This window comes from Psychrobacter sp. Sarcosine-02u-2 (assembly GCF_002836335.1).
Classification (GTDB): Bacteria; Pseudomonadota; Gammaproteobacteria; order Pseudomonadales; family Moraxellaceae; genus Psychrobacter; species Psychrobacter faecalis.
Genome location: NZ_PJBX01000174.1, coordinates 38,743 through 61,106, shown reverse-complemented (window position 1 = coordinate 61,106; position 22,364 = coordinate 38,743). Strand labels below are relative to the sequence as shown.

The 22,364-nt window shown below is 45.5% G+C and carries 23 protein-coding genes and 1 tRNA gene; 5 read left to right on the top strand and 19 right to left on the bottom strand.

Annotated elements, in window-relative coordinates:
- Nucleotides 1–2: 2 nt before the first annotated feature.
- The 12 genes from rplV to CXF58_RS11100 form a co-directional block, all read right to left on the bottom strand.
- Nucleotides 3–332, bottom strand: a complete 330-nt coding sequence (gene rplV, locus CXF58_RS11155; protein WP_068408473.1) for a 50S ribosomal protein L22 — start codon at nt 330–332, stop codon at nt 3–5.
- Between the two features lie 10 nt (nt 333–342).
- The gene (rpsS, locus tag CXF58_RS11150; RefSeq protein WP_010196682.1) at nt 343–618 is read right to left on the bottom strand and encodes a 30S ribosomal protein S19; all 276 of its coding nucleotides are present in this window, start codon (nt 616–618) and stop codon (nt 343–345) included.
- A gap of 12 nt (nt 619–630) precedes the next feature.
- A complete protein-coding gene (gene rplB / locus CXF58_RS11145; RefSeq protein ID WP_068408475.1) occupies nt 631–1,458 on the bottom strand; it encodes a 50S ribosomal protein L2 in 828 nt (275 codons plus the stop codon).
- An 11-nt stretch (nt 1,459–1,469) separates the two neighbouring features.
- Nucleotides 1,470–1,820: a 50S ribosomal protein L23 gene (gene rplW, locus CXF58_RS11140; protein ID WP_068408477.1), complete on the bottom strand. Its 351-nt coding sequence runs from the start codon at nt 1,818–1,820 to the stop codon at nt 1,470–1,472.
- Nucleotides 1,817–2,419 carry a 50S ribosomal protein L4 gene (rplD, locus tag CXF58_RS11135; protein WP_068408479.1) on the bottom strand — a complete coding sequence of 201 codons (603 nt, stop codon included), beginning with the start codon at nt 2,417–2,419 and terminating at the stop codon, nt 1,817–1,819. Before rplD ends, rplW begins: the two co-directional genes overlap by 4 nt.
- Before the next feature lie 14 nt (nt 2,420–2,433).
- On the bottom strand, nt 2,434–3,072 hold the full coding sequence (rplC, locus tag CXF58_RS11130; protein WP_068408481.1) for a 50S ribosomal protein L3: 639 nt from the start codon (nt 3,070–3,072) through the stop codon (nt 2,434–2,436).
- A 47-nt stretch (nt 3,073–3,119) separates the two neighbouring features.
- Nucleotides 3,120–3,431 (bottom strand): 30S ribosomal protein S10, encoded by a 312-nt coding sequence (gene rpsJ / locus CXF58_RS11125; protein WP_010196670.1) that lies wholly within the window; start codon nt 3,429–3,431, stop codon nt 3,120–3,122.
- Between the two features lie 426 nt (nt 3,432–3,857).
- Nucleotides 3,858–5,450 carry an Rne/Rng family ribonuclease gene (locus CXF58_RS11120; protein WP_102077549.1) on the bottom strand — a complete coding sequence of 531 codons (1,593 nt, stop codon included), beginning with the start codon at nt 5,448–5,450 and terminating at the stop codon, nt 3,858–3,860.
- Between the two features lie 226 nt (nt 5,451–5,676).
- Nucleotides 5,677–6,363 (bottom strand): Maf family protein, encoded by a 687-nt coding sequence (locus CXF58_RS11115; RefSeq protein ID WP_102077548.1) that lies wholly within the window; start codon nt 6,361–6,363, stop codon nt 5,677–5,679.
- 65 nt (nt 6,364–6,428) lie between these two features.
- Nucleotides 6,429–6,914 (bottom strand): rod shape-determining protein MreD, encoded by a 486-nt coding sequence (gene mreD / locus CXF58_RS11110; RefSeq protein WP_102077547.1) that lies wholly within the window; start codon nt 6,912–6,914, stop codon nt 6,429–6,431.
- 202 nt (nt 6,915–7,116) lie between these two features.
- On the bottom strand, nt 7,117–7,977 hold the full coding sequence (gene mreC / locus CXF58_RS11105; RefSeq protein WP_102077546.1) for a rod shape-determining protein MreC: 861 nt from the start codon (nt 7,975–7,977) through the stop codon (nt 7,117–7,119).
- 245 nt (nt 7,978–8,222) lie between these two features.
- Entirely contained in the window at nt 8,223–9,260 is a 1,038-nt protein-coding gene (locus tag CXF58_RS11100; RefSeq protein ID WP_414706782.1) for a rod shape-determining protein, read from the bottom strand.
- A gap of 679 nt (nt 9,261–9,939) precedes the next feature.
- Between CXF58_RS11100 and gatC the strand changes: the two genes are divergently transcribed.
- From gatC to CXF58_RS11080, 4 genes are all read left to right on the top strand, one after another.
- Entirely contained in the window at nt 9,940–10,254 is a 315-nt protein-coding gene (gatC, locus tag CXF58_RS11095) for an Asp-tRNA(Asn)/Glu-tRNA(Gln) amidotransferase subunit GatC (RefSeq protein ID WP_102077544.1), read from the top strand.
- Nucleotides 10,255–10,322: 68 nt separating this feature from the next.
- Entirely contained in the window at nt 10,323–11,825 is a 1,503-nt protein-coding gene (gene gatA, locus CXF58_RS11090; RefSeq protein ID WP_102077543.1) for an Asp-tRNA(Asn)/Glu-tRNA(Gln) amidotransferase subunit GatA, read from the top strand.
- Complete coding sequence (gene gatB, locus CXF58_RS11085; RefSeq protein WP_102077542.1) at nt 11,825–13,351, top strand: Asp-tRNA(Asn)/Glu-tRNA(Gln) amidotransferase subunit GatB; 1,527 nt, start codon at nt 11,825–11,827, stop codon at nt 13,349–13,351. Before gatA ends, gatB begins: the two co-directional genes overlap by 1 nt.
- Before the next feature lie 114 nt (nt 13,352–13,465).
- Nucleotides 13,466–13,542: transfer RNA gene (locus CXF58_RS11080), tRNA-Pro, on the top strand.
- A 79-nt stretch (nt 13,543–13,621) separates the two neighbouring features.
- On the opposite strand, the gene CXF58_RS11075 is transcribed toward CXF58_RS11080, so the two are convergent.
- Nucleotides 13,622–13,924 carry a monooxygenase gene (locus CXF58_RS11075; RefSeq protein WP_102077541.1) on the bottom strand — a complete coding sequence of 101 codons (303 nt, stop codon included), beginning with the start codon at nt 13,922–13,924 and terminating at the stop codon, nt 13,622–13,624.
- Between the two features lie 142 nt (nt 13,925–14,066).
- On the opposite strand from CXF58_RS11075, the gene CXF58_RS11070 reads away from it, so the two are divergent.
- Nucleotides 14,067–15,008, top strand: a complete 942-nt coding sequence (locus tag CXF58_RS11070) for a DUF1853 family protein (protein ID WP_102077540.1) — start codon at nt 14,067–14,069, stop codon at nt 15,006–15,008.
- A 15-nt stretch (nt 15,009–15,023) separates the two neighbouring features.
- Here the strand turns inward: CXF58_RS11070 and CXF58_RS11065 are convergent, their stop codons facing one another.
- The 6 genes from CXF58_RS11065 to trpB form a co-directional block, all read right to left on the bottom strand.
- Nucleotides 15,024–15,554 (bottom strand): DUF2726 domain-containing protein, encoded by a 531-nt coding sequence (locus tag CXF58_RS11065; RefSeq protein ID WP_102077539.1) that lies wholly within the window; start codon nt 15,552–15,554, stop codon nt 15,024–15,026.
- Between the two features lie 317 nt (nt 15,555–15,871).
- The gene (locus CXF58_RS11060; protein ID WP_102077538.1) at nt 15,872–17,071 is read right to left on the bottom strand and encodes a LysM peptidoglycan-binding domain-containing protein; all 1,200 of its coding nucleotides are present in this window, start codon (nt 17,069–17,071) and stop codon (nt 15,872–15,874) included.
- Between the two features lie 275 nt (nt 17,072–17,346).
- Nucleotides 17,347–18,714 (bottom strand): bifunctional tetrahydrofolate synthase/dihydrofolate synthase, encoded by a 1,368-nt coding sequence (gene folC / locus CXF58_RS11055; protein ID WP_102077537.1) that lies wholly within the window; start codon nt 18,712–18,714, stop codon nt 17,347–17,349.
- Nucleotides 18,715–18,884: 170 nt separating this feature from the next.
- Nucleotides 18,885–19,847 carry an acetyl-CoA carboxylase, carboxyltransferase subunit beta gene (gene accD / locus CXF58_RS11050; protein WP_180952576.1) on the bottom strand — a complete coding sequence of 321 codons (963 nt, stop codon included), beginning with the start codon at nt 19,845–19,847 and terminating at the stop codon, nt 18,885–18,887.
- 287 nt (nt 19,848–20,134) lie between these two features.
- The gene (trpA, locus tag CXF58_RS11045; RefSeq protein ID WP_102077536.1) at nt 20,135–20,959 is read right to left on the bottom strand and encodes a tryptophan synthase subunit alpha; all 825 of its coding nucleotides are present in this window, start codon (nt 20,957–20,959) and stop codon (nt 20,135–20,137) included.
- 111 nt (nt 20,960–21,070) lie between these two features.
- Nucleotides 21,071–22,345, bottom strand: a complete 1,275-nt coding sequence (gene trpB / locus CXF58_RS11040; RefSeq protein WP_226928799.1) for a tryptophan synthase subunit beta — start codon at nt 22,343–22,345, stop codon at nt 21,071–21,073.
- Nucleotides 22,346–22,364: the final 19 nt, after the last annotated feature.

Below are 22,364 nucleotides of genomic sequence, written 5' to 3'. Positions count from 1 at the left end.
ACTTATTCTCCTACCTTTATAGTGATGTGACAAGTACGCTTACTGATACGATCAGCGCGACCTTTAGCACGTGGTAGGATACGTTTTAGCGTAATGCCTTCATCAACGTAGATGGTTGATACTTTAAGAGTATCGATATCTAAACCGTTGTTGTGTTCGGCATTGGCGATGGCTGAGTCAAGACATTTCTTAACGAAGACAGCGCCTTTTTTATTACTATACGTTAGGATATCCAAAGCACGCTCGATAGATTTGCCACGAACTTCATCAGCAACGAGTCTAACTTTTTGTGCCGATATGGCGGCACCGCGTAATTTTGCAGTTACTTCCATGGTAAGCACCTTATCTCTTAGCTTTCTTGTCAATGCCATGACCACGATATGTACGAGTCGGGGCAAATTCACCTAGTTTATGACCAACCATCTGCTCGCTTACGATAACCGGTACGTGAGTACGGCCGTTGTGAACAGATAAGGTTAGGCCAACCATTTGTGGCAAAATCATCGAGCGGCGCGACCAAGTTTTAATTGGTTTGCGTGAGTTGGTGTCTAATGCATTCTCAACTTTAGCAAATAAGTGCGCGTCTATGAATGGACCTTTTTTCAATGAACGAGGCATGAAATTCTTCCTTTATTTCTTCTTGGCGCGGCGGCGGATGATCATACTGTCAGTACGCTTATTATGACGCGTTTTAAGTCCTTTAGACTTCTGACCCCAAGGGCTGGTTGGATGGCGACCTTTGTTACGACCTTCACCACCACCGTGTGGGTGATCAACCGGGTTCATAGCGACACCACGAACAGAAGGACGAACACCGCGCCAACGTGAAGCACCGGCTTTACCAAGTGATTTCAAGTTATTTTCAGTGTTAGAAACTTCACCAATAACAGCACGGCAGTTCACGTGTACGCGGCGAGTTTCACCTGAGCGTAGACGTAGAATAGCATAAATACCGTCACGACCTAGTAGCTGAACGCTGGCACCCGCAGAACGAGCTAGCTGTGCACCTTTACCGATTTTAAGTTCGATATTGTGAATCACAGTACCCAATGGGATGTTTTTCAGTGGTAAGCAGTTACCTGGACGGATTGGAGAGTTCTCTCCTGACATGACGGTATCGCCAACTGCTTGTTTTTTAGCAGCAATGATATAGCGACGTTCGCCGTCAGCGTACTTAAGTAAAGCAATGTGTGCAGTACGGTTAGGATCGTATTCGATACGCTCAACCACAGCTGGGATATTGTCTTTAGTACGTTTAAAATCGATAATACGATAATGCTGCTTATGACCACCACCAACGTGACGAGTCGTGATGCGACCATTATTGTTACGACCACCTGACTTACTTTTTGATTCGAGAAGCGCTGCAAAAGGACGACCTTTGTAAAGGTGTGGATGCACCACTTTTTCAACAAAACGACGGCCTGGTGATGTTGGCTTTGCTTTTACGATAGGCATGAGTGTAATCCTTATTCGTTGTTCGCTGTTTCACTAGTAGAAGCAGTCGTGTTTGCGACTTCTTCACCAGCATCAGCCATTTGTACATCTTGACCAGCTTTTAAGGTAACGTAGGCTTTTTTATAGTCATTACGACGGCCGATATTTTTACCAAAACGCTTTGTCTTACCTTTAACATTCAAAGTGTTTACTTTTAAAACTTCAACGCCTTCGAACATCATCTCAACCGCTTTTTTGACTTCAAGCTTAGTAGCATTAGAGTCAACTTTAAATACCTGTACACCAAGTGAGTCGCCAAGCATTTGAGATTTTTCTGAGAATACAGGCCCTCTTAAGACCTGATAAAGTCTTGCGTTATTCATGCTAGTGCTTCCTCAAATTGTTTCGCAGCTTCAACTGACATGATTACTTTATCAAAAGCAATCAAGCTCACTGGATCCACTTCGTTTGTACCAAGTACATTGACGTGTGGGATGTTGCGCGCAGCTAAGTATAGATTTTCGTCAACTTCTTTGGTGACGATGAGTGCACGAGGTGCGCCCAAATCATTTAACTTTGCAATCAGCTCTTTGGTCTTAGGACCAGAAACGCTTAGCTCTTCAACCAAAATCAAACGCTCTTGGCGAATCAATTCGGCTAGGATGCACTGCATCGCACCGCGATACATTTTGCGGTTAACTTTCTGTGACCAATCTTGTGGTTTGGCTGCGAATGCACGACCACCTGAACGCCAGATTGGGCTACGAATAGAACCTGCACGAGCGCGACCAGTACCTTTTTGGCGCCATGGCTTGATGCCACCGCCAGAAACTTCGGCACGGGTTTTTTGAGCGCGTGTACCTTGACGAGCACCAGCAAGATATGCGGTGACGACCTGATGCACTAATGCTTCGTTGAATTCACGACCGAAAGCCGTATCAGAAAGCTCAACTGCCGCCCCTGTAACTGTTTTTAAATCCACGTTAATCCCCTTGCTTAGGCTTTGACTGACGGACGTACGATGACATCGCCACCGGTGGCACCTGGGATAGCACCCTTGATGACAAGTAACCCTTTTTCAACATCAACCGATATCACTTCTAGGCCCTGAACGGTAACGCGTTTGTTACCCATTTGACCTGGCATTTTTTTGCCTTTGAAGACTTTACCTGGTGACTGGTTTTGACCAGTTGAACCAAGGACACGGTGAGACACTGAGTTACCATGAGTGGCATCTTGCATGCTAAAGTTGTGACGCTTTACGCCGCCTTGAAAGCCTTTACCTTTACTCTGTCCTGTGACATCTACAATCTGACCTTGTTCGAACAAGTCAGCTAGGATCTCACCACCAATTTCACGACCTTCAAGATCGCTGTCATTGGCACGGAATTCCCATACACCACGGCCAGCTGCAACGCCAGCTTTAGCGAAGTGACCTTTTTGTGCAGCAGTTACGCGGCTGTCACGACGAGTACCTGTGGTAACTTGAATGGCTTGATAGCCATCTACATCAGTATTTTTTACTTGAGTAATGCGGTTAGCATGGACCTCAACCACTGTAACAGGGATAGATTCGCCTGCTTCAGTGAAGATACGGGTCATGCCGCATTTTTTACCGACTAAACCGATCGCCATTTTAGACCTCTTTATATCTTATATTAATGGGTTGGGTGTGTTTTGCATTAACCCAAAGCAATTTGAACGTCAACACCCGCCGCTAAGTCTAACTTCATTAGCGCATCCACAGTTTTGTCGGTAGGCTGAACGATATCAACCATACGCTTATGAGTACGGATTTCGTACTGGTCACGAGCGTCTTTATTAACGTGTGGTGAGGTTAGAACGTTGAAGCGCTCAATGCGAGTCGGCAACGGTACAGGACCACAAACTTGCGCACCGGTGCGCTTTGCAGTATCAACGATCTCTTGTGCAGATTGATCAATCAGACGATGATCAAAAGACTTAAGACGGATACGGATTCTCTGGTTAGCCATGCCAGCAAGCTCCTAATATGTGCTTTTGTCATTCTTACTTTGAAGATATGAGCAAAAGCCGTTTGGTTAAATATTCACTTTAAGCGGCCTTCTGTTCTTAACCAGAATGAGTTCGTTACCGGAACTTATAGCGTGCCAAAAGCAAAATAGTTTAAAGCCCCGCCGACCCTTCCATTATAGGATGTCAGCAAAGGCATAATGAAATAGTGCTAGAAACGATGCTCTAGCTGTCATAGCGCCAGCTGTTTAATTGGCTGCGCATATATAATTCAGTGGTGTGTATTATACATAGTATTTCACTCATTGCAAGGGTAATATCGGCAGTGTTTTGAGATATCCCCCTTTATAAACAAGCGTTTTTATCGATAGTTTCCTTATCAAAACCTCATTTAAGATACTTTATAATGGTATAAGTTTACGCTGGCGCTAGTCCAAAACGATGTCATATTGCTCTTGGGTATAGAGATTTTCGACCTCAAAGGTAATCACTCTACCTAATAGATACTCTAAATCTGCCACGGTGTCTGATTCGCTGGTCAATAGTAAGTCAATGACGGCAGCATGAGCAACCACGGTAAACTTCTTAGGCGAGTTATAGGTGCGCGCACAGCGCATAATCTCGCGAAATATCTCAAAGCAAACGGTTTCAGCCGTTTTAACAAAGCCGCGACCCTGACAGGTTGAGCAAGGCTCACAAAGCTGCTGCCCAAGCGACTCACGGGTGCGTTTACGCGTCATTTCAACCAGCCCAAGCTCACTGACTTGGGTGATTTTGGTTTTGGCGTAGTCTTGCGCTAGCTGCGCTTGCAGGCTCTCTAAAATATCGTCTTTATGCTGCTGCTCAAGCATATCAATAAAATCCAAGATAATAATGCCGCCAAGATTACGCAGGCGTAGCTGGCGTGCGATGGCGTGGGTGGCTTCTAAATTGGTTTTATATACCGTATCTTCTAACGAGCGACCGCCGACAAAAGAGCCAGTATTGACATCGATGGTGGTCATGGCTTCGGTTTGATCGATAATCAGGTAACCGCCAGACTTTAAATCAACACGACGTTTTAAGGCATCACGCAAATCATCCTCGACACGGTGGACATCAAACAAGGAAGGCTCGGCGGTATAATGCACAATACGGTCATAGACGAAAGGCACAAACTCTTTAGCAAAATAACGGACTTGCTCATAGATTTGCGCGTTATCAATCACTACTTTTTCGGTATCGGCATGCACCAAGTCACGAATGGAGCGCAGCGGCAGTGATAATTCTTGATAAATAAGCTCAGAGCTTTGATTTGGTTTTGTTTCTTGGCGACGGGCGCAAATGGTGCGCCAGAGCTGCAATAGATAGTAAATATCTTCTTCGAGTTTATTAACCGGTACGCGCTCAGCGGCGGTACGCGCAATCAGGCCACCTTGTAGGTTGACCGTTTGCATCAGGCTCGCCAGTTCAGTCTTGAGACGAGAACGTTCTTCTTCGCCATCAATACGCTGCGAGATACCGATATGATCGCTCGATGGCAGATAGACCAAGTAACGTGATGGCAGCGATATATTGGTAGTTAAACGCGCGCCCTTGCTACCGAGCTGGTCTTTGGTCACTTGCACTAAGATACGTTGGCCTTCGTGCAGCCGATGCTGGATAAGAGATTTTGTAACGACCACGACCTCAGTACTGTGCGCACTGACCACAGGTGGCGTTACCGCCAAATCATCAGCGGTAGGTTCGATAAGAGGACGTTCGTTATCAGTATTTTCTGAGGTCTTACTTTTGCTCTCGCTGACAGGACGCGGTTCGCGCTGCATATCATTGACATGTAAAAACGCTGTGCGTGACTGGCCGATATCGACAAAAGCCGCTTGCATACCAGGAAGCACGCGTACTACCGTGCCCAAATAAATATTACCGACCAAGCCCAGTTTATGATGACGCTCGATATAAATCTCGCCCAACACCCCGTTATCTAACACGGCGACGCGCGATTCCATGGGACTAATATTAATCAGCAGCTCTTCGGACATAATATTTTCTCTTAGCACTCAGCTTTCTTGTGAAGCGTTCATCGTTTGGTAGCCTCACAGTGTACCAAATGCACCTTGGGTTTGCCCATTATCCTAGCGTGTCATTATGTGCAAATGATTGAGTGATAGCCTTTTGCCAGTTCATATAAAATTAGCCGTTTAATTGTCTTAAACCAAATACGCTCTACTCTAACCTATTTATTTGCCCAGTTTATTTCTTCAGTGCTTAGGCTTTATCGTTGGCGCTGATAGCTGTGATATTTTTAATCAACGCCACAGTTTGTGCCAGCGGTAAACCAACCACATTGGTATAGCTGCCATTAATGCGGCTTACCCAGGCGGCGCCCAAACCCTGAATACCGTAGCCACCAGCTTTATCAGCAGGCTCGCCGCTGTCCCAATAGTTTTCCATCATCTCTTCGGTTAAAGGAATAAAGGTGACATCGGTGCGCTCAGTGATTTGTTGTTGATTCACGATTTGAAATGTTCTGCCGGAGTTTGGAGAGCTTGAAGGCTTAACAGATAACAATACTTGAGTTGCTTGTACCGCTGTCCATACTTGGTGGGTGTCATCAGACATCTGTTGCCACATGCGATAAGCGTCTTCACGGCTATCAGGTTTAACCAATACCGTTTTACCATCGGCTAAGACGCCAATGGTATCAGCGGTTAAAATAATAATTGATTCAGATAAATCAGTTTGCCTGTCGTTTAACTTTTTATTTAGCTCTTTATTTAATTGCTCTAGCGCCGCTTCTGCTTTGCTAGCAACCATACGTTCAATATAATCTTTAGGAGATTCATTCACATGCGGCGTTTCATCAATATCGACGCTCATGACCGTAAAGTCGAGTTGCGCTCTGGTTAGCAGCTCATGACGACGCGGCGAGCCAGACGCTAAAATGAGATTCATTGTGTTAACTCTTATTTTATAAATTTATGGTTTTTCAGCTTTATGAAACAAATAAATGTAAAAAACTAGCGGGCAAATCTCCGTAATGCCAATAGCACCAATGGCCAGCTGATGATACTCATAAGCAACGATAGAGCAGATTGGGCAACAAAGGTATTTTGGATAAATAGTTGCAATATCCATAAGCTGACTTGGAAAACAACCAATCCTAGGCTTGCAATAAGCCAAGCGCTAATGGTATTAAGCTGTCTGATATAAATACTGGTGATTTTTATGACCATTGCGACCATAACGGCGGCGAACGCTTGCTGACCTAAGTGAGTATCCATTAATAAATCGGCGATAATACCAATAGCAAAGGCGCTGAAAATCCCGACATAGCGCGGCTGAAACAGTAACCAAAAAATCAGCACCATGACCATGACCATTGGGCGCAGTGCGGCCATACTTGGGCTTAAAGGATAGACGCTCAGCGATGAGGCAATAATGAAACTCAGTATAATCAAGGCTGGGAGTACGCCAGTTGCATCATCAAAATCCGCGTATGCCATGAATACTTACCTTTAGCGAGAGTTTAGCAGCTATTTAATCGTTCAGTTAATATTGAAAAGAGTAGCAGCGCTAGTTGACCAAACAATTTTGAATACTATTTATCTTATCTGTCTATCCAGACGTCTATGTAAATGTCTGTGCAAAAGTCTATGCTATCAATAATGACGCGCAATGCGGACTTATGAGTAAGCTGACAAGCCCTTAGTTTTCTTTAATACCCGCATTTCTTCTATTAACCAGTTTATCTTGCAGCACCAAGACATAAGCATTGTCGATAAAGTTTGCCGCTGGCGTGACTTCAATACTTCTAAAGTTATCTTCTTGCGTGTCTTCGACATGGGCGATACGACCAACGCGGTAGCCCGCCGGAATACGTCCGCCCAAGCCTGATGACACCAGCTCATCACCGACACGCACATCTGAGGTTTTAAAGACGTAGTTAAGGCGTAATGAGGTCGGTATGCCCTCGCCCGTGACGATAGCGCGCTGTCCCGTGCGTTTGACGGTCACAGCAACCGATTGCTGCTCATCGGTAATCAGCAATAAGCGACTGGTATTGGGATAGACATTAATAATCTGACCTAAAATGCCCACTTCATCGATGACCGTTTGACCGACTTGTACGCCATCTTGCTCGCCTTTATTCAGTACCACAATTTGCCTGAGCAGATTGGTATCCGTTCCAATCACTTGCGCTAGGTTTAAATCAAATTGCTCAGGGCGCGTGGTCGATAAGATACCTTGCAAACGCGCGTTCTGTGCCAAGACATAATCCTGCTGCTGCAGCTTAGCTTGGGCATGGATAAGTTGCGTTTTTAGCTGCATGTTTTCGCGGCGTAGCGCTTCTTTCGACTGCAAGCTACCACTTGACCAATGTTTTGCGTAACTTGGTAATAACGACAGCTCATAAATAGGCTGCATGGCGGCATGGGTGGTCGAGCGTATCGGCTTAAACCATTCTGGATTTTTGCTATCAAACCACATCAACACCAGCGCCACTATCAATACGATAGCAGTCTTACGAAGCGCGAGCGGCTGACGAGCAAAAATACTTGGAATCATAATTGGTCTAATCTAGAGGTTTTAAGGTGAGCAATATCTGCGACGCGCCATAAGAGCAACAAATATCAGCCTATAGCGTCAGTTTAAAATAATGTCGATATATTATTAGCGACGTTTAGCTGATATCGTACTGCTATCGCATTTTGGTATGGCTAAATGTCATTAAAGGCAACCTTATTGGCTACCTTTAATAAGAAAAAATAAATAGGATCAAACAATTTTTATAGCGCTTTAATATTCACAACTTAAACAAAAATCATATTTAGGCTTTTGTTGTTGATAAAATCAAGCGCAATACCGCCGCCACGGCTGACACAAGTCAATGGCTCTTCAGCGACCGTCACAGGCAGACCGGTTTCTTTAGAGATAAGCTTGTCTAAATCACGCAGCAACGCGCCGCCGCCAGTTAAGACAATACCGCGCTCAGCGATGTCTGATGACAATTCAGGTGGCGTTTGCTCAAGTGCTGCTTTTACTGCGCTCACGATACCGCTTAATGGGTCGCTGAGGGCCTTTTGTACTTCTTCAGAATTGACCGTAAAGGTCTTTGGCACACCTTCTGCCATGCTGCGACCGCGAACTTCAACTTCTAATTGGCTGTCTTCATTTAATGCCGAACCTACTTCTTGCTTGATACGCTCAGCGGTGGTTTCACCTATCACGCAGCCATGCGTACGGCGCACATGAGTAATAATCGCTTCATCAAACATATCGCCGCCGATACGAATCGACTCGGCATAGACGCAGCCTGACAGCGCGATAACAGCAATCTCAGTGGTGCCACCGCCGATATCAACGACCATAGAACCACTGGCTTCATGCACGGGCATGCCCGCACCGATTGCGGCAGCCATTGGCTCTTCTAGCAACAATACTTTGCTCGCGCCAGCCGACGATACCGCTTCACGAATCGCTTTACGCTCAACCAACGTCGATTTGCAAGGCACACAAACCACCACGTTGGGCTGCGCCATAAAACGCTTGGCTTTTACTTTAGTGATAAAATGCTTGAGCATTTTTTGTGTCACTTCAAAGTCTGCAATCACGCCATCTTTTAATGGGCGAATAGCCGTGATGTTGGCAGGCGTACGCCCTAGCATCTGTTTGGCATCAATACCAACGGCGGCGACGGTAGGGTTTTGGGTACGATTACTACGTAGCGCGACCACTGTAGGCTCGTCGAGCACCACCCCTTTACCAGGAATAAAGATAAGGGTGTTCGCAGTACCGAGGTCGATTGCGATATTATTTGATAAAAATCCAAACGGGTTCATGGCTAATATATCCAGCGTATTACAAATGAGGCGAACGAAATTGACTGAGGGTTACTCGTCAGTGTTGAGCAGGTCGTCGTAAGACATGACCGATGGTGCGAGTTTATCATCGCAGCAAGTCAAACCGAAGCAATAATGATGAAATGAAAAAACTGAGCTAAATTATACCGATTTAGCTCAAAAAAAACACAGAAATTTGCATAAGTACGCTAGGATTTTGCCGTTAAACGCGAAAAGATGTTACAAAGTTTGAAATGACAGAGCAGAGCATGCCATTTAATGAAACATCATTTAATTCAAACACTAACAAGGCGCGATCACCAAGTATTATTGCTGCGGCGGGTTTTGCTAAGTCATTTAAAGGCATTTACTTAACGTTTCGCTGAGCAGTGGCTGCATACTGTAACGTATTTCTGAACGCAATGCTGAGCAATTGACAATCAATCCATAACTATTCGGTCAATTTTGTAACGCTCTTATTTGAGTAAAGTTAGTAAAGATACAGCAGCAATCGATGCCCTGCTCTGTAATCTTCGGTGAGATGCTTTATAATAAAGGCACTCTTTATAAAATACTCAGGTAGATTGTTTATTTGCGTGTATTTTAGACATGATTACTTTATTTAGTTATTAGTCATTACCTATTTTTATCCCTACTCTAATAAAAACCATCCTTCACTGGAGAAACTATGTCACAGCAAACCCTCGCCGCTGAAAGCAATGTCAGCCGTCAAGAAATCTTAGAAGTCGCCCGTCTTGCACGCCTCGGTGTTGATGAAGACACCGCCAACAGCTACGCCGACGATATCAGTGATGTATTAAAATTGATGCAAACGCTTGGCAGTGTCGACACTACTGGTATCAAACCTCTATCAAACATTCATGAAGTTTGCCAAGATTTGCGCGCCGATGTCGCCAAACACGATATCAATCGCGAGCGTAATCAATCGGTCGCGCCTGCTGTTGAAGCGGGTTTATACCTTGTGCCACAAGTGATTGAATAATTTGCTCTACTTTTCCCACCTTTATTTATTCTATTTAATGTTATTCACATTTTGACGGACGACACCTTATGTCTGAACTTCACCTTTTAAGTACCCAGCAGCTGATTACGGGCTTGCAAGACAAACAATTTAGCAGTGCGGAATTAACTGAGCACTATATCAAGCGTATCGACGCGCTCGACAGTAAGATTAACAGCTTTATCACCCACACCTCCGAAACCGCGCGCGCGCAAGCAAAAGCCGCTGATGAAATGCGTGCCCAAGGTGACAAGCGCCCCCTGCTTGGTGTGCCAATGGCGCATAAAGATATCTTTTGTACCCAAGGTGTCTTAACGACTTGTGGCTCAAAAATGCTGCATAACTTTGTGTCACCTTATGATGCCACTATCGTCACCAACATCGATAAAGCCGGCATGATTAGCCTTGGTAAGCTCAATATGGATGAGTTTGCGATGGGCTCGGATAATGAAAGCTCGCATTATGGCGCGGTACACAATCCTTGGAATCTTGAGCGCGTCCCAGGTGGCTCATCAGGTGGTAGTGCCGCTGCCGTCGCCGCAGGATTTGTTCCGGTTGCTACGGCCAGTGATACTGGTGGCTCTATTCGTCAACCTGCTTCATTTTGTGGTTTAACCGGTATCAAACCGACTTATGGCCGTATCTCGCGCTTTGGTATGATTGCTTATGCGTCAAGTCTTGACCAAGCGGGTAGCATGGGCCGTAGTGCTATGGACTGCGCTTATTTATTGCAGCCGATGATTGGTCACGACCCACGCGACGCCACTTCTATCAAGCATGATATGCCAGATTACGTGCAAGACTTAAATAATGCCGTCACTGCCGCTGGCGACACCGCCAAGCCATTAGAAGGCTTACGTATTGGCGTTGCAAAAGAATACTTTACCAAAGGCTTAGATGCTGAGGTCGAGCAAGCCGTACGGGCAGCGCTAAAGCAATACGAAGCGCTTGGTGCGACGATTGTAGAGGTCAACATCACTGACCCTGAAATTACCCTTGCGACTTATTATATGCTCGCCCCTGCTGAAGCATCATCGAACCTATCGCGTTTTGATGGCGTGCGTTTTGGCTACCGCTGTGAGAATCCAACTGACCTGCTTGACTTATATACGCGCTCGCGCTCAGAAGGCTTTGGCCCTGAAGTACAACGCCGTATCTTGACCGGAACTTACGCGCTATCAGCCGGTTACTTTGATGCCTATTACACCAAAGCTCAAAAAGTACGCCGCCTTATCGTGCAAGATTTTGAAGACGCCTTTGCTAACTGTGATGTCATCGCCAGTCCAACCGCGCCAACAGCAGCTTATAAACTTGCTGAAGACCTCGACCCTGCAACCATGTATTTGGGTGACGTATATACCATCGGTGTCAACTTAGCCGGTCTACCTGCCCTTAGTCAGCCGGTTGGTTTAACCACAAACGGTCTACCAATTGGTCTGCAATTGATTGGTCAATATTGGCAAGAGAGTAAACTACTCTCTACCGCGCATTTATTTCAGCAGCATACCGACCACCATTTACAACACTCTACCATCGCGAAGGAGACGGTATAATGAACACAGCAACTACTACTGATAATGCCGCTCAGCAAGATATCGTCCGCAAAGAGCTGTTTGTCGACGGCTATGAAGTGGTCATCGGGATTGAGATCCATTGCCAACTTAATACTGAAAGTAAAATATTCTCCAGCGCGCCGACTGACTTTGGTCATGAGCCAAATACCCAAGCCAGTATCGTTGATTTAGGGCTGCCTGGCGTATTGCCTGTATTGAATACGGGCGTGGTCGATCGTGCCTTAAAGTTTGGTATCGGTGTCAATGCTGAGCTGGGGTTATTTAATACCTTTGACCGTAAAAACTACTTCTATCCAGATTTGCCTAAAGGCTATCAAATCACCCAAATGGCCAATCCTATCGTTGGCAAAGGTTACATCGATGTGGTAGTCAATGAAGGCGAGAAAAATGAATACCCTAAACGTATGGGCATCACCCGCGCGCACCTAGAAGAAGATGCGGGTAAATCCGTACACGATGCCGTCGATGGCATGACGGGTGTCGATCTTAACCGTGCTGGAACGCCATTAATCGAAATCGTCTCTGAGCCTGACATGCGCTCAGCTGCCGAAGCGATTGCTTATATCAAAGCCATTCACCAGCTGGTCACATGGCTTGGTATCTCAGATGCGATTATGGCAGAAGGCTCATTCCGCTGCGACTGTAACGTCTCTGTGCGTAAACCGGGCGCAGATTTGGGAACACGTACGGAGTTGAAAAACCTCAACTCATTCCGCTTTATCGAACGCGCCATCAATCGTGAAATCGAGCGTCAAATCGACATCATCGAGGACGGTGGTAAAGTTATCCAAGCGACGATGCTATACGATCCTGAGCGCGATGAAACCCGCACCATGCGTACCAAAGAAGACGCCAACGACTATCGCTACTTCCCTGACCCTGACTTATTGCCAGTGCGTATCGAGCAGCATACGGTCGATGCCATCAAGGCTGCGATGCCCGAACTACCTGTTGCTCGCCGTGCACGCTTTGAAGAAGCGCTTGGACTATCAGAATACGACGCTCGCATCTTGACCGGTAGCCGTACGCTCGCCGATTATTTTGAAAATGTCGTCGCTGAGGTCGGACAACAAGACGCCAAAATGGCGGCTAACTGGGTCATGGGTGATCTACTCGGTGCCCTTAATAAAGATGATACAGACATCGCCGACTCGCCTATCAGCGCCAAGCAATTGGCAGGCATGCTGGCACGTATCAAAGATGACACTTTATCGGGTAAATTAGCCAAAAAAGTCTTTAGTGCGCTTTATGAGCGCGAAGGCGGCGATGCTGATGACGCTGCTGATAAAATCATCGAAGAAAAAGGGCTTAAGCAAGAAACCGATACAGGCGCGATTAAAGCCATCGTCGAAGAGGTCATTGCCAAAAACCAAGCGATGGTCGACGAGTATCGCGGCGGTAAAGAAAAAGCCTTTAACGGTCTGGTTGGGCAAGTGATGAAAGCCAGCCGCGGCAGTGCCAACCCGCAACAAGTAAACCAAATCCTAAAAGAGCTATTGGGTTAAGGTTGAATAACTATGTATGCAACTGACTGTGATAAGTAAAATGCCATTGTAGATTTTGGCTAAAATAAATAGCCCTTGCAATATGCATAATTTTGCGTAAAATAGTCAGTCATTCGGGGCGTAGCGCAGTCTGGTAGCGCACTACACTGGGGGTGTAGTGGTCGCAGGTTCAAATCCTGCCGTTCCGACCAAACATAGTAGTTAAACAAAAAAGCCAACCATTGATATCAATGGTTGGCTTTTTTTATGCTCATTATTCTTCATAAAGTATTACAAAGACGCCTTAGTAATCGCACTTAGCGCTTCATTGATAACAAAGATTTTGGATTTGATATCTTTAAAACCAAATGAAGTCAGTCTTTGGGTATGCTTTTCTAAATAACGATTGGCATCGTCCAAATTATCAAACACATAGATACCGCCCGCTTCTTGCGTTGCTTCGTTTTCTGTCCATAGCTTATAGACCAAACCGTTTTCGGTTGCGATATCTTCAGCCAGCTCTTTCATGGCATCAAAAAACGCACTACCAAAAGGACCGCTATAAGGAAAGTCGATTTGCAAAAGGTACTTCATAATTTAGTCCTCTGTATTACTGAAAGGTTGGCAATCATATATTCTGCCAGATGACTACAATCTTAACATATTACGATTCGCTATAGACTTTTAGTAAGCAAGTCGCTAGGGTAAATACTTTATATTTACTCTGGTTTGTCCTATGTCTGAGCTTACGCCGCGCCTTTATAGCTATGCACCTTGGGAAGCTTATCGGCGACCTTTTGTGCGTGATTTGGCGTATGTACTCGCCTGCCCTAACGTCTTGACGACGTGGTTGGATTTCGCACCGCATCAAACTACCCACAAAGTTGCAATACATAGCGCAGACTTTTGGCAACAGCAGTTTGAAGCTTATAAGCCGCGTTTAAAAGAGTTGGATACCACCAATGACTATCAGGCATTAACCCGCTATTTATTAAAACGTCCTAGCCCCAATCGCTTGGGTTTTCACTTTGAAGGATTGTTATCGTTTTGGCTAGAAGATGGCTTTGCACGCAAATTACATCGGTACGAGACGCTTGCCAATAACGTGCAGTTATACAATGGCAAGCAGACAACAGGCGAGCTTGATTTGATTTTGTATAATCATGAAGACAATCTGGTTGAGCATTGGGAATTAGCGATTAAGTTTTTTATGGGGTCAGCGCCGTTTGCGCCGCTAAATTGGGTCGGTATCAACTCCAACGATAATTTACAGCGCAAAATGACCCACATGCAAACCAAACAGTTTCGTACAGTGTGGCTAGATACCAAAGCACATGGACAAGTGAAGATTGATAAACGTTATGGCGTCATTAAAGGACGTTTCTTTTTGCCAATTGGCACTCATAATTTTAATTACCCTGCGTGGCTAGCGCCAAGCTTTCCGATGCACGAATGGTGCGATAAAACTGATAATGCCACGCTTGCAACGATTGATGTAACCGCATTACGCGCCGCCCATTATATTGAATGGTTTAGCAAGCGCGACTTTTATGACAATCGTCAGTTATCCCTTATCTATTCTGAAAACAGTATTTTAAGAACAGGATTATATTTTGAAGGTGACAGGCTGATTGTGATTTATCCTAAAAAGCCTGACCCAGCAAAAGACATACGTTAAGCTTTTATTATAAACTTAATAACTCTCAATCACTTGCATCAGCTCATATCTGAGCATATCGGCACTCGGCATGCGTTCGGCGTGAAAACGTACGATAGCAATACCGGCACTGGCAAGCGCTTTGTCTTTTTTATCGTCCGCCTTTTGCCGCGCTTTACTATTATGTGTCCAATCATCAAGCTCGATAGCGAGCAAGGTAGTCTGCGCATCGATATCAACAATCACATAGTCGACGCTTTGGCGACAAATGCGATTAAACCAAAAGCTACGCTCCGAGGTTTCGTCACTGTTTGCTTCAATGATACGAGACAGCTGCACTTGCACAAAGATATGATATTCAGGCAGCGCATTTTTTAACTTTTTAAAAAAGATCACTTCCGTATCGGTCATGATAGGCATCGGCGCAAATGGCCAGATAGCCAGCTCATCACCGCGTACAGGTGGTGGCTCAGGCTCAGTGACCTGCTTATTAGAAAACAGTTTTGGCAGGGTGATCAGCCCGACAAATCCAACTGCCAATATTAAAAATATAACGCCAAATGACATGGTTTTACCTTATACATAATGAAAGCCGTCAGCTACGTAGAGGATGTCATTAAATAAAATGACGACACATAGCTAACCGCGACAGGGCAGCCTTTATAGGCTGACAGGTTATACAGTACAGAAAAGAACAGGAGGAAACAGAAAATAGCGGCGCACATCGTAACCAAGCTGGCCCCAATCGGCAAACGAAAAACACGACAATAGATGTCGTGTTTGAATAAAATTAAGGAGAAAGATGAAAGTAAAACGGGCGTAAATAAAATTGTGCGGTTTATTTAGCGCTAATGGCTATCATATTACAGCAACTTAAATCCATTTTAGCGCCAGTATAAAACCCAAGCACTGGTGGTATTCACTTTCGGGTCGCTATTAATCTTATCTTTTAGCGCCAAAGCGGCTACTTTGCCGCGCTCAGGGCCAACGATAACGCGCACACCACGACTGGTAGGACTGGTTTTGACTTGATAGCCCGCTGATTGGAATTTTTTTGCCAACTCATCCGCTTTGGCTTGGTCATTCGCCAGTGCCACTTGTACACCAAAACTGCCTTTAGCATCGGTTTCTTTCACCTCTTTACGCGCTGCGCTCAGTTTCTGCTGCGCTTCACGCTTGGCATCGGCCGATTTCTTCGCTAACGCTTCTTCTTTTTGACGCTTTTCTTCACGCGCTTTTTCAGCAGCCGCTGCTTCACGTGCTAGGCGATCTACCTGCTGGCGCGATGGGATGATAATATTTTGACCCAGTTGTAGCGCTGTCGATGGCGAAAGGTTATTCGCTTGTGCCAAGACTTCTACGGGCATATTGTGTTGCCGCGCCAGTTTAATCAGCCCATCACCCTTTTTGACCTGATAATCCGTAGGCGATTTTGGCGCCTCATTTTTAGCGATTTCTGCAGCTTTTTGTTTTTTCTCAGCTTCAGCTTGTTTTTTAGCCTCTGCCTGCTTTTTTGCTTCCGCTTCCTTTTTACTCTCTGCTAGCTTTTTAGCGGCCGCTTGTTCTTTAAGCACAGCTTGGCGCTGAGCTTCTTGTTGCGCTTGAGCGGCTTTTTTCTGCTCACGGGCACTATTATCATTCTCAGTTGTCGTGGCAGTATTATTGCTATCCGTCCTAGATTTGGTCGCTGTCAAGGTATCTGTTTCAGCGCCATTACTGTCCTCGGCTTCTTTGTCTTTAGCAGGTGCGGTGCTCGCCAAATACTGCTGACTTTCAGCGCGCGCTTTGGCCAATGCTTGCGCTTCAGCCGCTTCTTGCTCGCTTAAAAATTGCTGTGCACGTCTTTCTTGCTCTGCAACGCGGGCAGCACGCTCTTTTTGTTTTTGTGCCAAGATGCGCTTTTCAGTCTCGATATCAGTCGTCAAGGGCTGTGGAGATTCTTGCGCCGGGCTTTGTTTTTCTATCATCGTTGAAGCAGGTTTTGTTTTATTGCTATCGCCAATTTGTTGCACCATGGCGTATAGCATCACGCTACCGCCGATAATCATCCCAATGCCCAATAAGGCTTGTCTCGAAAAGTTCATCCGTTTACGTCTCTTAGTTGGTAATAAGGTTGATTGAGCGGCGCAACTATCGTCCCAAGCTATGTTTATATAGCTTTAATAAACAATTTTGAAACTTAATATCGCCGCCAGTTATGTCCAGCCATTTTTAAATGCTAAGACAAGCTGTTTATAGCCATTTTAATTTGTACATAACATTGTATAGCAGTATGGTAAAGCAGTTTGATTATAAAGCATATTTTTTATACTGTCTGCCATCATGCTTCTGCTAAGACTAACATTAAATCAGCAAGATTTTAATTTAAATTATCAGCAGCGAGAGCCGCTAGCACCTCGCCAATCGTATGGAACGAGCCACATACCACGATTAAGTCTTGCGCTTGGCTGCCCTTTATAACGGCAGCGGTCGCTTCTGGTAAACGTTTAAACGCATGTATTTGTGCCTTATCAACATAACTCGCTAAGATGCCTTGTAGCTGCTCAGTGCTGGCTGCGCGTGGATAATCGATCTCAGCGATAAACCAAACGCTAATAGGCAAGCCCGCTTCAGTCAAACGCTGCACGACTTTCTTGATATCTTTATCGCCCAACATAGAAAACAGCATTTTAATGTTGGCAGGTTTACTACTTAAGTGTGCGCAACTATTTTGCGTTGCTAGATGCTGCTGCCAAAGCGGTAATAATTGCGCCAATAAAAACTCAACGCCTTGCTCGTTATGCGCCACATCAAACAGCCAATGACGGTTATGGGTCTCACGATAATCAAAGCGACCGGCAAGCTTGACCGTTTGCAATGCCTTTTCAATAGCACTTTTATCGATATTTAACGGGCTTGCCAGCACCGCTGATAAAGCATTGGCCGTGTTAGTCAAGGATAGTGCGGGGCGCGGTAGTTGCATAGTGACAGCGGCATTACTATATTGCCAAACATCGTTATCTACTTCACGATAATCAAAGTCTTGCCCAACTTGATAACAGCTTGCCTGATGCGTGGTAATCGCTTGTTGTACACTAGCTGGCATCTCCTTGTCGCCATAAATTAGGGTAATACCATCGCGTAGGATTCCTGCTTTTTCACGGCCGATATCTTCGACATTATCGCCTAGCCAATCGACATGATCGATAGCGATATTGGTAATCACCGCCATATCAGGATCAATGATATTAACCACATCTAAGCGACCGCCGAGCCCAACTTCTAACACCCAGACATCGCAGTCTGCTTCAGCAAAGATTAATAATGCTGCCAATGTTGTCATCTCAAAAAATGATAAGGTTAAAGCGCACTGTAACCTTGCTACCTCTACTTTGCTAAAGGCATCAATCAACGTCTCGTCGCTGACCATCTCGCCATTGATACGCACGCGCTCGTTAAACACACTCAGATGCGGTGACTGATACAGCGCGGTTTTATAACCTGCCGCTTGGCACATCTGCGCGATGACCGCGGTCGTTGAGCCTTTACCATTAGTGCCCGCTACAGTAAACACATAAGCATCGTCTTTGGCTGACTGTACCACGCCTAACGCCTCAGCAACCGGCAATACGCGTGACAAGCCCATATCTATCGCCGAGACATGAATTTGCTGCATATAATCAAGCCATTCGGACAAACTCGAGTGCTCATTAGGAATATTAGAATTAGAAACGGTAGAGTCAGACATGGGCGGAACCTATATGAAATTTTTCGGGAAAATAGAGAATGAGAAAATGCTTAATTAGGAATTAGAGACAGTATATAACTACCTAGCCAAAAAGCAAAAATAGCATTTACCGTGATTGACGATAAATGCTATTAAGTCATAACGAGCTCAATTACCTGTTTGCTAAGCTGCTAAGCATCAACATTAGGCACGCGGCATAGTTTTGCTAGCAGACGGTAAATGGTATCAATGAGCTGATGACGGTGCACCACTTCATCAACCACGCCATGCTCTAACAAGAACTCGGCACGCTGGAACGGCTCTTCTAGCGTCTCGCGCACCGTTTGTTCAATCACGCGCTTACCAGCAAAGCCAATCATGGCCTTTGGTTCTGCCAAATGGATATCGCCAAGCATAGCAAGCGATGCCGTCACTCCGCCATAAACAGGATTGGTCAATACTACGATATATGGCACACCAGCTAAGCGCAAACGCTCAATCGCCGCCGCCGTACGAGCCATTTGCATCAAGGATAGCAGACCCTCTTGCATACGCGCGCCGCCAGAGGCCGCAAAGCAGACTAAGGGTACTTTATCTTTAAGGGCTTTTTCAGCGGCTTCTACAAAACGGTCGCCAACCACCGAGCCCATAGAGCCACCCATAAAACGAAAGTCAAAGGCACACGTCACGATATCAAGATTGCGCAATTTACCATACATCACAATCAGTGCTTCAGACTCGCCGGTTTTGTCTTGTGCTTCGCTCATACGCTGCGGATACGGCTTACTATCCACAAAGCTCAATGGGTCTTTGGCAGTGAACTGCTGTCCTAGCTCACCTTCTACTTGATCGAGCAACCAGTTTAAGCGCTCACGAGCACTCATCGGTAAATGATGGTCACAATGCGGGCAGACATAACAATTAAAAATCAGAGCCGTATTGGTAATCATCGAATGACAGCTGCTACACTTGGTTGACGGTTCAGTTTCGACAGCCGTCAAAGGTGCAGTCAATTGCTGTTTAATGCCCGGTATCGGGCGCTCAAACCATGATTGCCCAGCGGAACTGCCATTTTTTTCAGTCGTGCCTGTTTCAGTATTATTTGCAGTGGTCATATCAGGTTTTGTTATCGTATCAGTCATAATATTCGCCATTATCAAAGGCTTATCAACAAGTTGGCCAGGTTCGTTTAATTGGCTTAGTCTCTTGTCCCTAAGAAGTCCGTTTATAAGAATCAATTTAAAAGTCACATATCTTTATAACATCAGCAGTTATAAAGCACGCTTATGCGCAACTGTAACAATTTATATGTGATGTTAGTTTACACACGTAAACTAACTTTAGCAAAGTCATTTGCCTGTGTCTTTATAAACATTGTTATAAAAATTGCGCTGGCCTTCTAAGCCTCTCAAATTTTGATACCAATAAACTCGATATAATATTAGGCGGTTAAACTATCAAGTGCACCGCGTAGCTCGTCCATTTTTACCATAATTTTTTGCTGAGCAGTTGCAACTGCAGTCGCATCTTTAGCATCGATATCAGCAAAATTTTGCACCAGCGCACTACCGACAATAATACCATCGGCGTGCTGGCCAATTGCTTTGGCAGAAGCAGCATCACGAATACCAAAGCCCACACATACTGGCAAATCGGTTTCGGCTTTAATCGCTTGCACTTGGGTAGCCACATCATCGGTATCGAGCGTCGCCGAACCGGTTACGCCTTTTAATGACACATAGTAAATATAACCACCGCAATGGGTCAGAACTTGCTCGCGGCGCTCAGGCAAAGTCGTTGGCGATAATAAAAAAATCTCATTCATCGCATGCTCAGTCAAATGCTGCGTAAAGCTGCCCGCCTCGGCTGGTGGCAAATCAACCATTAAAATACCATCGACGCCTGATTGCTCACATAAGGCGACAAAATTGTCATAACCGATGATTTCCACGGGATTCAGATAGCCCATTAGGATAATTGGTGTTTGCGTATCTTGTTTGCGGAATTCTGCCACCATGTTTAGCGCATCACGCGTACTAGTACCGGCTGCTAACGCGCGCTCGCCAGCCAATGCAACAGTTGGGCCATCGGCCATTGGATCAGAAAACGGCAAGCCTACTTCAATCATATCTGCGCCATGCTCAACCAAGTCATGTAGTAAGCCAACAAAGTTAGCAGGCGTTGGATCGCCTGCCATGACATAAGGAATCAGGGCTTTTTTATTTTGCGCTTTTAAGGTTTCAAAGGTGCTTTCAATTCGGGTCATAGTGTTCTCTACAATTAATTCAAACTGGCTATATTGGCTCTATATATATTAAAAAGAGCCAATCAATTTATTTTATAAAAGTGGATTTATAGGGTGCAGTACAATACGTGGCTACAGCTCAATCCCTTCTGCCTTCATTACTGAATGCAAATCCTTATCACCGCGACCTGACATATTGACGATAATACTTTGCTCAGGCGTCATGGTTTTAGCCAGCTTCAGCGCATAGGCGACCGCATGAGCGGATTCAAGCGCAGGGATAATCCCTTCTTTACGTGTCACTTCATGAAAGCCCTCTAGCGATTCTTTATCGGTACAGCCAACGTATTCAACACGCTTCATGTCTTTTAAGAAGCTGTGCTCAGGGCCAACGCCCGGATAATCAAGACCCGCTGAGATAGAATGCGTCTCTTGGATTTGGCCTTCATCGTCCGCCATCAAATACGTACGATTACCATGCAGTACACCAATGCGACCAGCGGCCAATGGCGCTGAATGGCGACCCGTTTCTATACCGTCGCCCGTTGCTTCGACGCCATACATTTTGACGTCAGTATCATTTAGGAAATCAAAAAATAGACCAATCGCGTTTGAGCCACCACCAACACAGGCAACCAACGCATCAGGCAATTTGCCCGTTTTTTCTAAATGTTGAATACGCGCTTCTTTACCAATAATCGCTTGGAAATCACGTACCAGTAGCGGATAAGGGTGCGGCCCTGCAACGGTGCCAATAATATAATAAGTCGTATCGACATTGGTCACCCAGTCACGCATCGCCTCGTTCATGGCATCTTTCAGCGTCCGCGAACCTGAAGTCACTGGCACCACCGTCGCACCGAGCAAACGCATACGATAAACGTTCATCTTTTGGCGCTCGACATCATCGGCACCCATATAAACGATACACTCTAACCCTAGGCGCGCAGCTATCGTGGCCGTTGCGACGCCATGTTGTCCCGCCCCAGTTTCGGCGATAATGCGTTTTTTACCACACATCTTGGCAAGTAGTGCCTGCCCGATGGTGTTATTCACCTTATGCGCGCCCGTATGATTTAAGTCTTCACGTTTAAAATAAATCTGCGCGCCGCCAATCTCATCACTTAAACGCTTGGCATGATAAAGCGGCGTTGGACGACCGACATAATTGACCAAGTCGTTATGATACTCTTCCCAAAACGCCGGATTGGCTTTGACTTTGGTATATAAGGTTTCAAGTTCTTCAAGCGCTGCCATCAGGGTTTCAGAAACAAAACGACCACCGTGAACGCCGAAATGTCCGCGCGCATCAGGATATTGGTTAAAGTCTTGGACGTTTTCTGGATTGGTAAAGGTATTGATGGCTTTAGCAGTAGCAGATACATCTTTGCTTGCGACATGACTCATGATAATTCCTACTATAATA

Bases quoted from the DNA above. Each gene is read 5' to 3' on its own strand.
- rplV (WP_068408473.1), bottom strand. From the start codon at position 332: ATGGAAGTAACTGCAAAATTACGCGGTGCCGCCATATCGGCACAAAAA.
- rpsS (WP_010196682.1), bottom strand. From the start codon at position 618: ATGCCTCGTTCATTGAAAAAAGGTCCATTCATAGACGCGCACTTATTT.
- rplB (WP_068408475.1), bottom strand. From the start codon at position 1,458: ATGCCTATCGTAAAAGCAAAGCCAACATCACCAGGCCGTCGTTTTGTT.
- rplW (WP_068408477.1), bottom strand. From the start codon at position 1,820: ATGAATAACGCAAGACTTTATCAGGTCTTAAGAGGGCCTGTATTCTCA.
- rplC (WP_068408481.1), bottom strand. From the start codon at position 3,072: ATGGCGATCGGTTTAGTCGGTAAAAAATGCGGCATGACCCGTATCTTC.
- rpsJ (WP_010196670.1), bottom strand. From the start codon at position 3,431: ATGGCTAACCAGAGAATCCGTATCCGTCTTAAGTCTTTTGATCATCGT.
- CXF58_RS11120 (WP_102077549.1), bottom strand. From the start codon at position 5,450: ATGTCCGAAGAGCTGCTGATTAATATTAGTCCCATGGAATCGCGCGTC.
- CXF58_RS11115 (WP_102077548.1), bottom strand. From the start codon at position 6,363: ATGAATCTCATTTTAGCGTCTGGCTCGCCGCGTCGTCATGAGCTGCTA.
- mreD (WP_102077547.1), bottom strand. From the start codon at position 6,914: ATGGCATACGCGGATTTTGATGATGCAACTGGCGTACTCCCAGCCTTG.
- mreC (WP_102077546.1), bottom strand. From the start codon at position 7,977: ATGATTCCAAGTATTTTTGCTCGTCAGCCGCTCGCGCTTCGTAAGACT.
- gatC (WP_102077544.1), top strand. From the start codon at position 9,940: ATGTCACAGCAAACCCTCGCCGCTGAAAGCAATGTCAGCCGTCAAGAA.
- gatA (WP_102077543.1), top strand. From the start codon at position 10,323: ATGTCTGAACTTCACCTTTTAAGTACCCAGCAGCTGATTACGGGCTTG.
- gatB (WP_102077542.1), top strand. From the start codon at position 11,825: ATGAACACAGCAACTACTACTGATAATGCCGCTCAGCAAGATATCGTC.
- CXF58_RS11075 (WP_102077541.1), bottom strand. From the start codon at position 13,924: ATGAAGTACCTTTTGCAAATCGACTTTCCTTATAGCGGTCCTTTTGGT.
- CXF58_RS11070 (WP_102077540.1), top strand. From the start codon at position 14,067: ATGTCTGAGCTTACGCCGCGCCTTTATAGCTATGCACCTTGGGAAGCT.
- CXF58_RS11065 (WP_102077539.1), bottom strand. From the start codon at position 15,554: ATGTCATTTGGCGTTATATTTTTAATATTGGCAGTTGGATTTGTCGGG.
- CXF58_RS11060 (WP_102077538.1), bottom strand. From the start codon at position 17,071: ATGAACTTTTCGAGACAAGCCTTATTGGGCATTGGGATGATTATCGGC.
- folC (WP_102077537.1), bottom strand. From the start codon at position 18,714: ATGTCTGACTCTACCGTTTCTAATTCTAATATTCCTAATGAGCACTCG.
- accD (WP_180952576.1), bottom strand. From the start codon at position 19,847: ATGGCGAATATTATGACTGATACGATAACAAAACCTGATATGACCACT.
- trpA (WP_102077536.1), bottom strand. From the start codon at position 20,959: ATGACCCGAATTGAAAGCACCTTTGAAACCTTAAAAGCGCAAAATAAA.
- trpB (WP_226928799.1), bottom strand. From the start codon at position 22,345: ATGAGTCATGTCGCAAGCAAAGATGTATCTGCTACTGCTAAAGCCATC.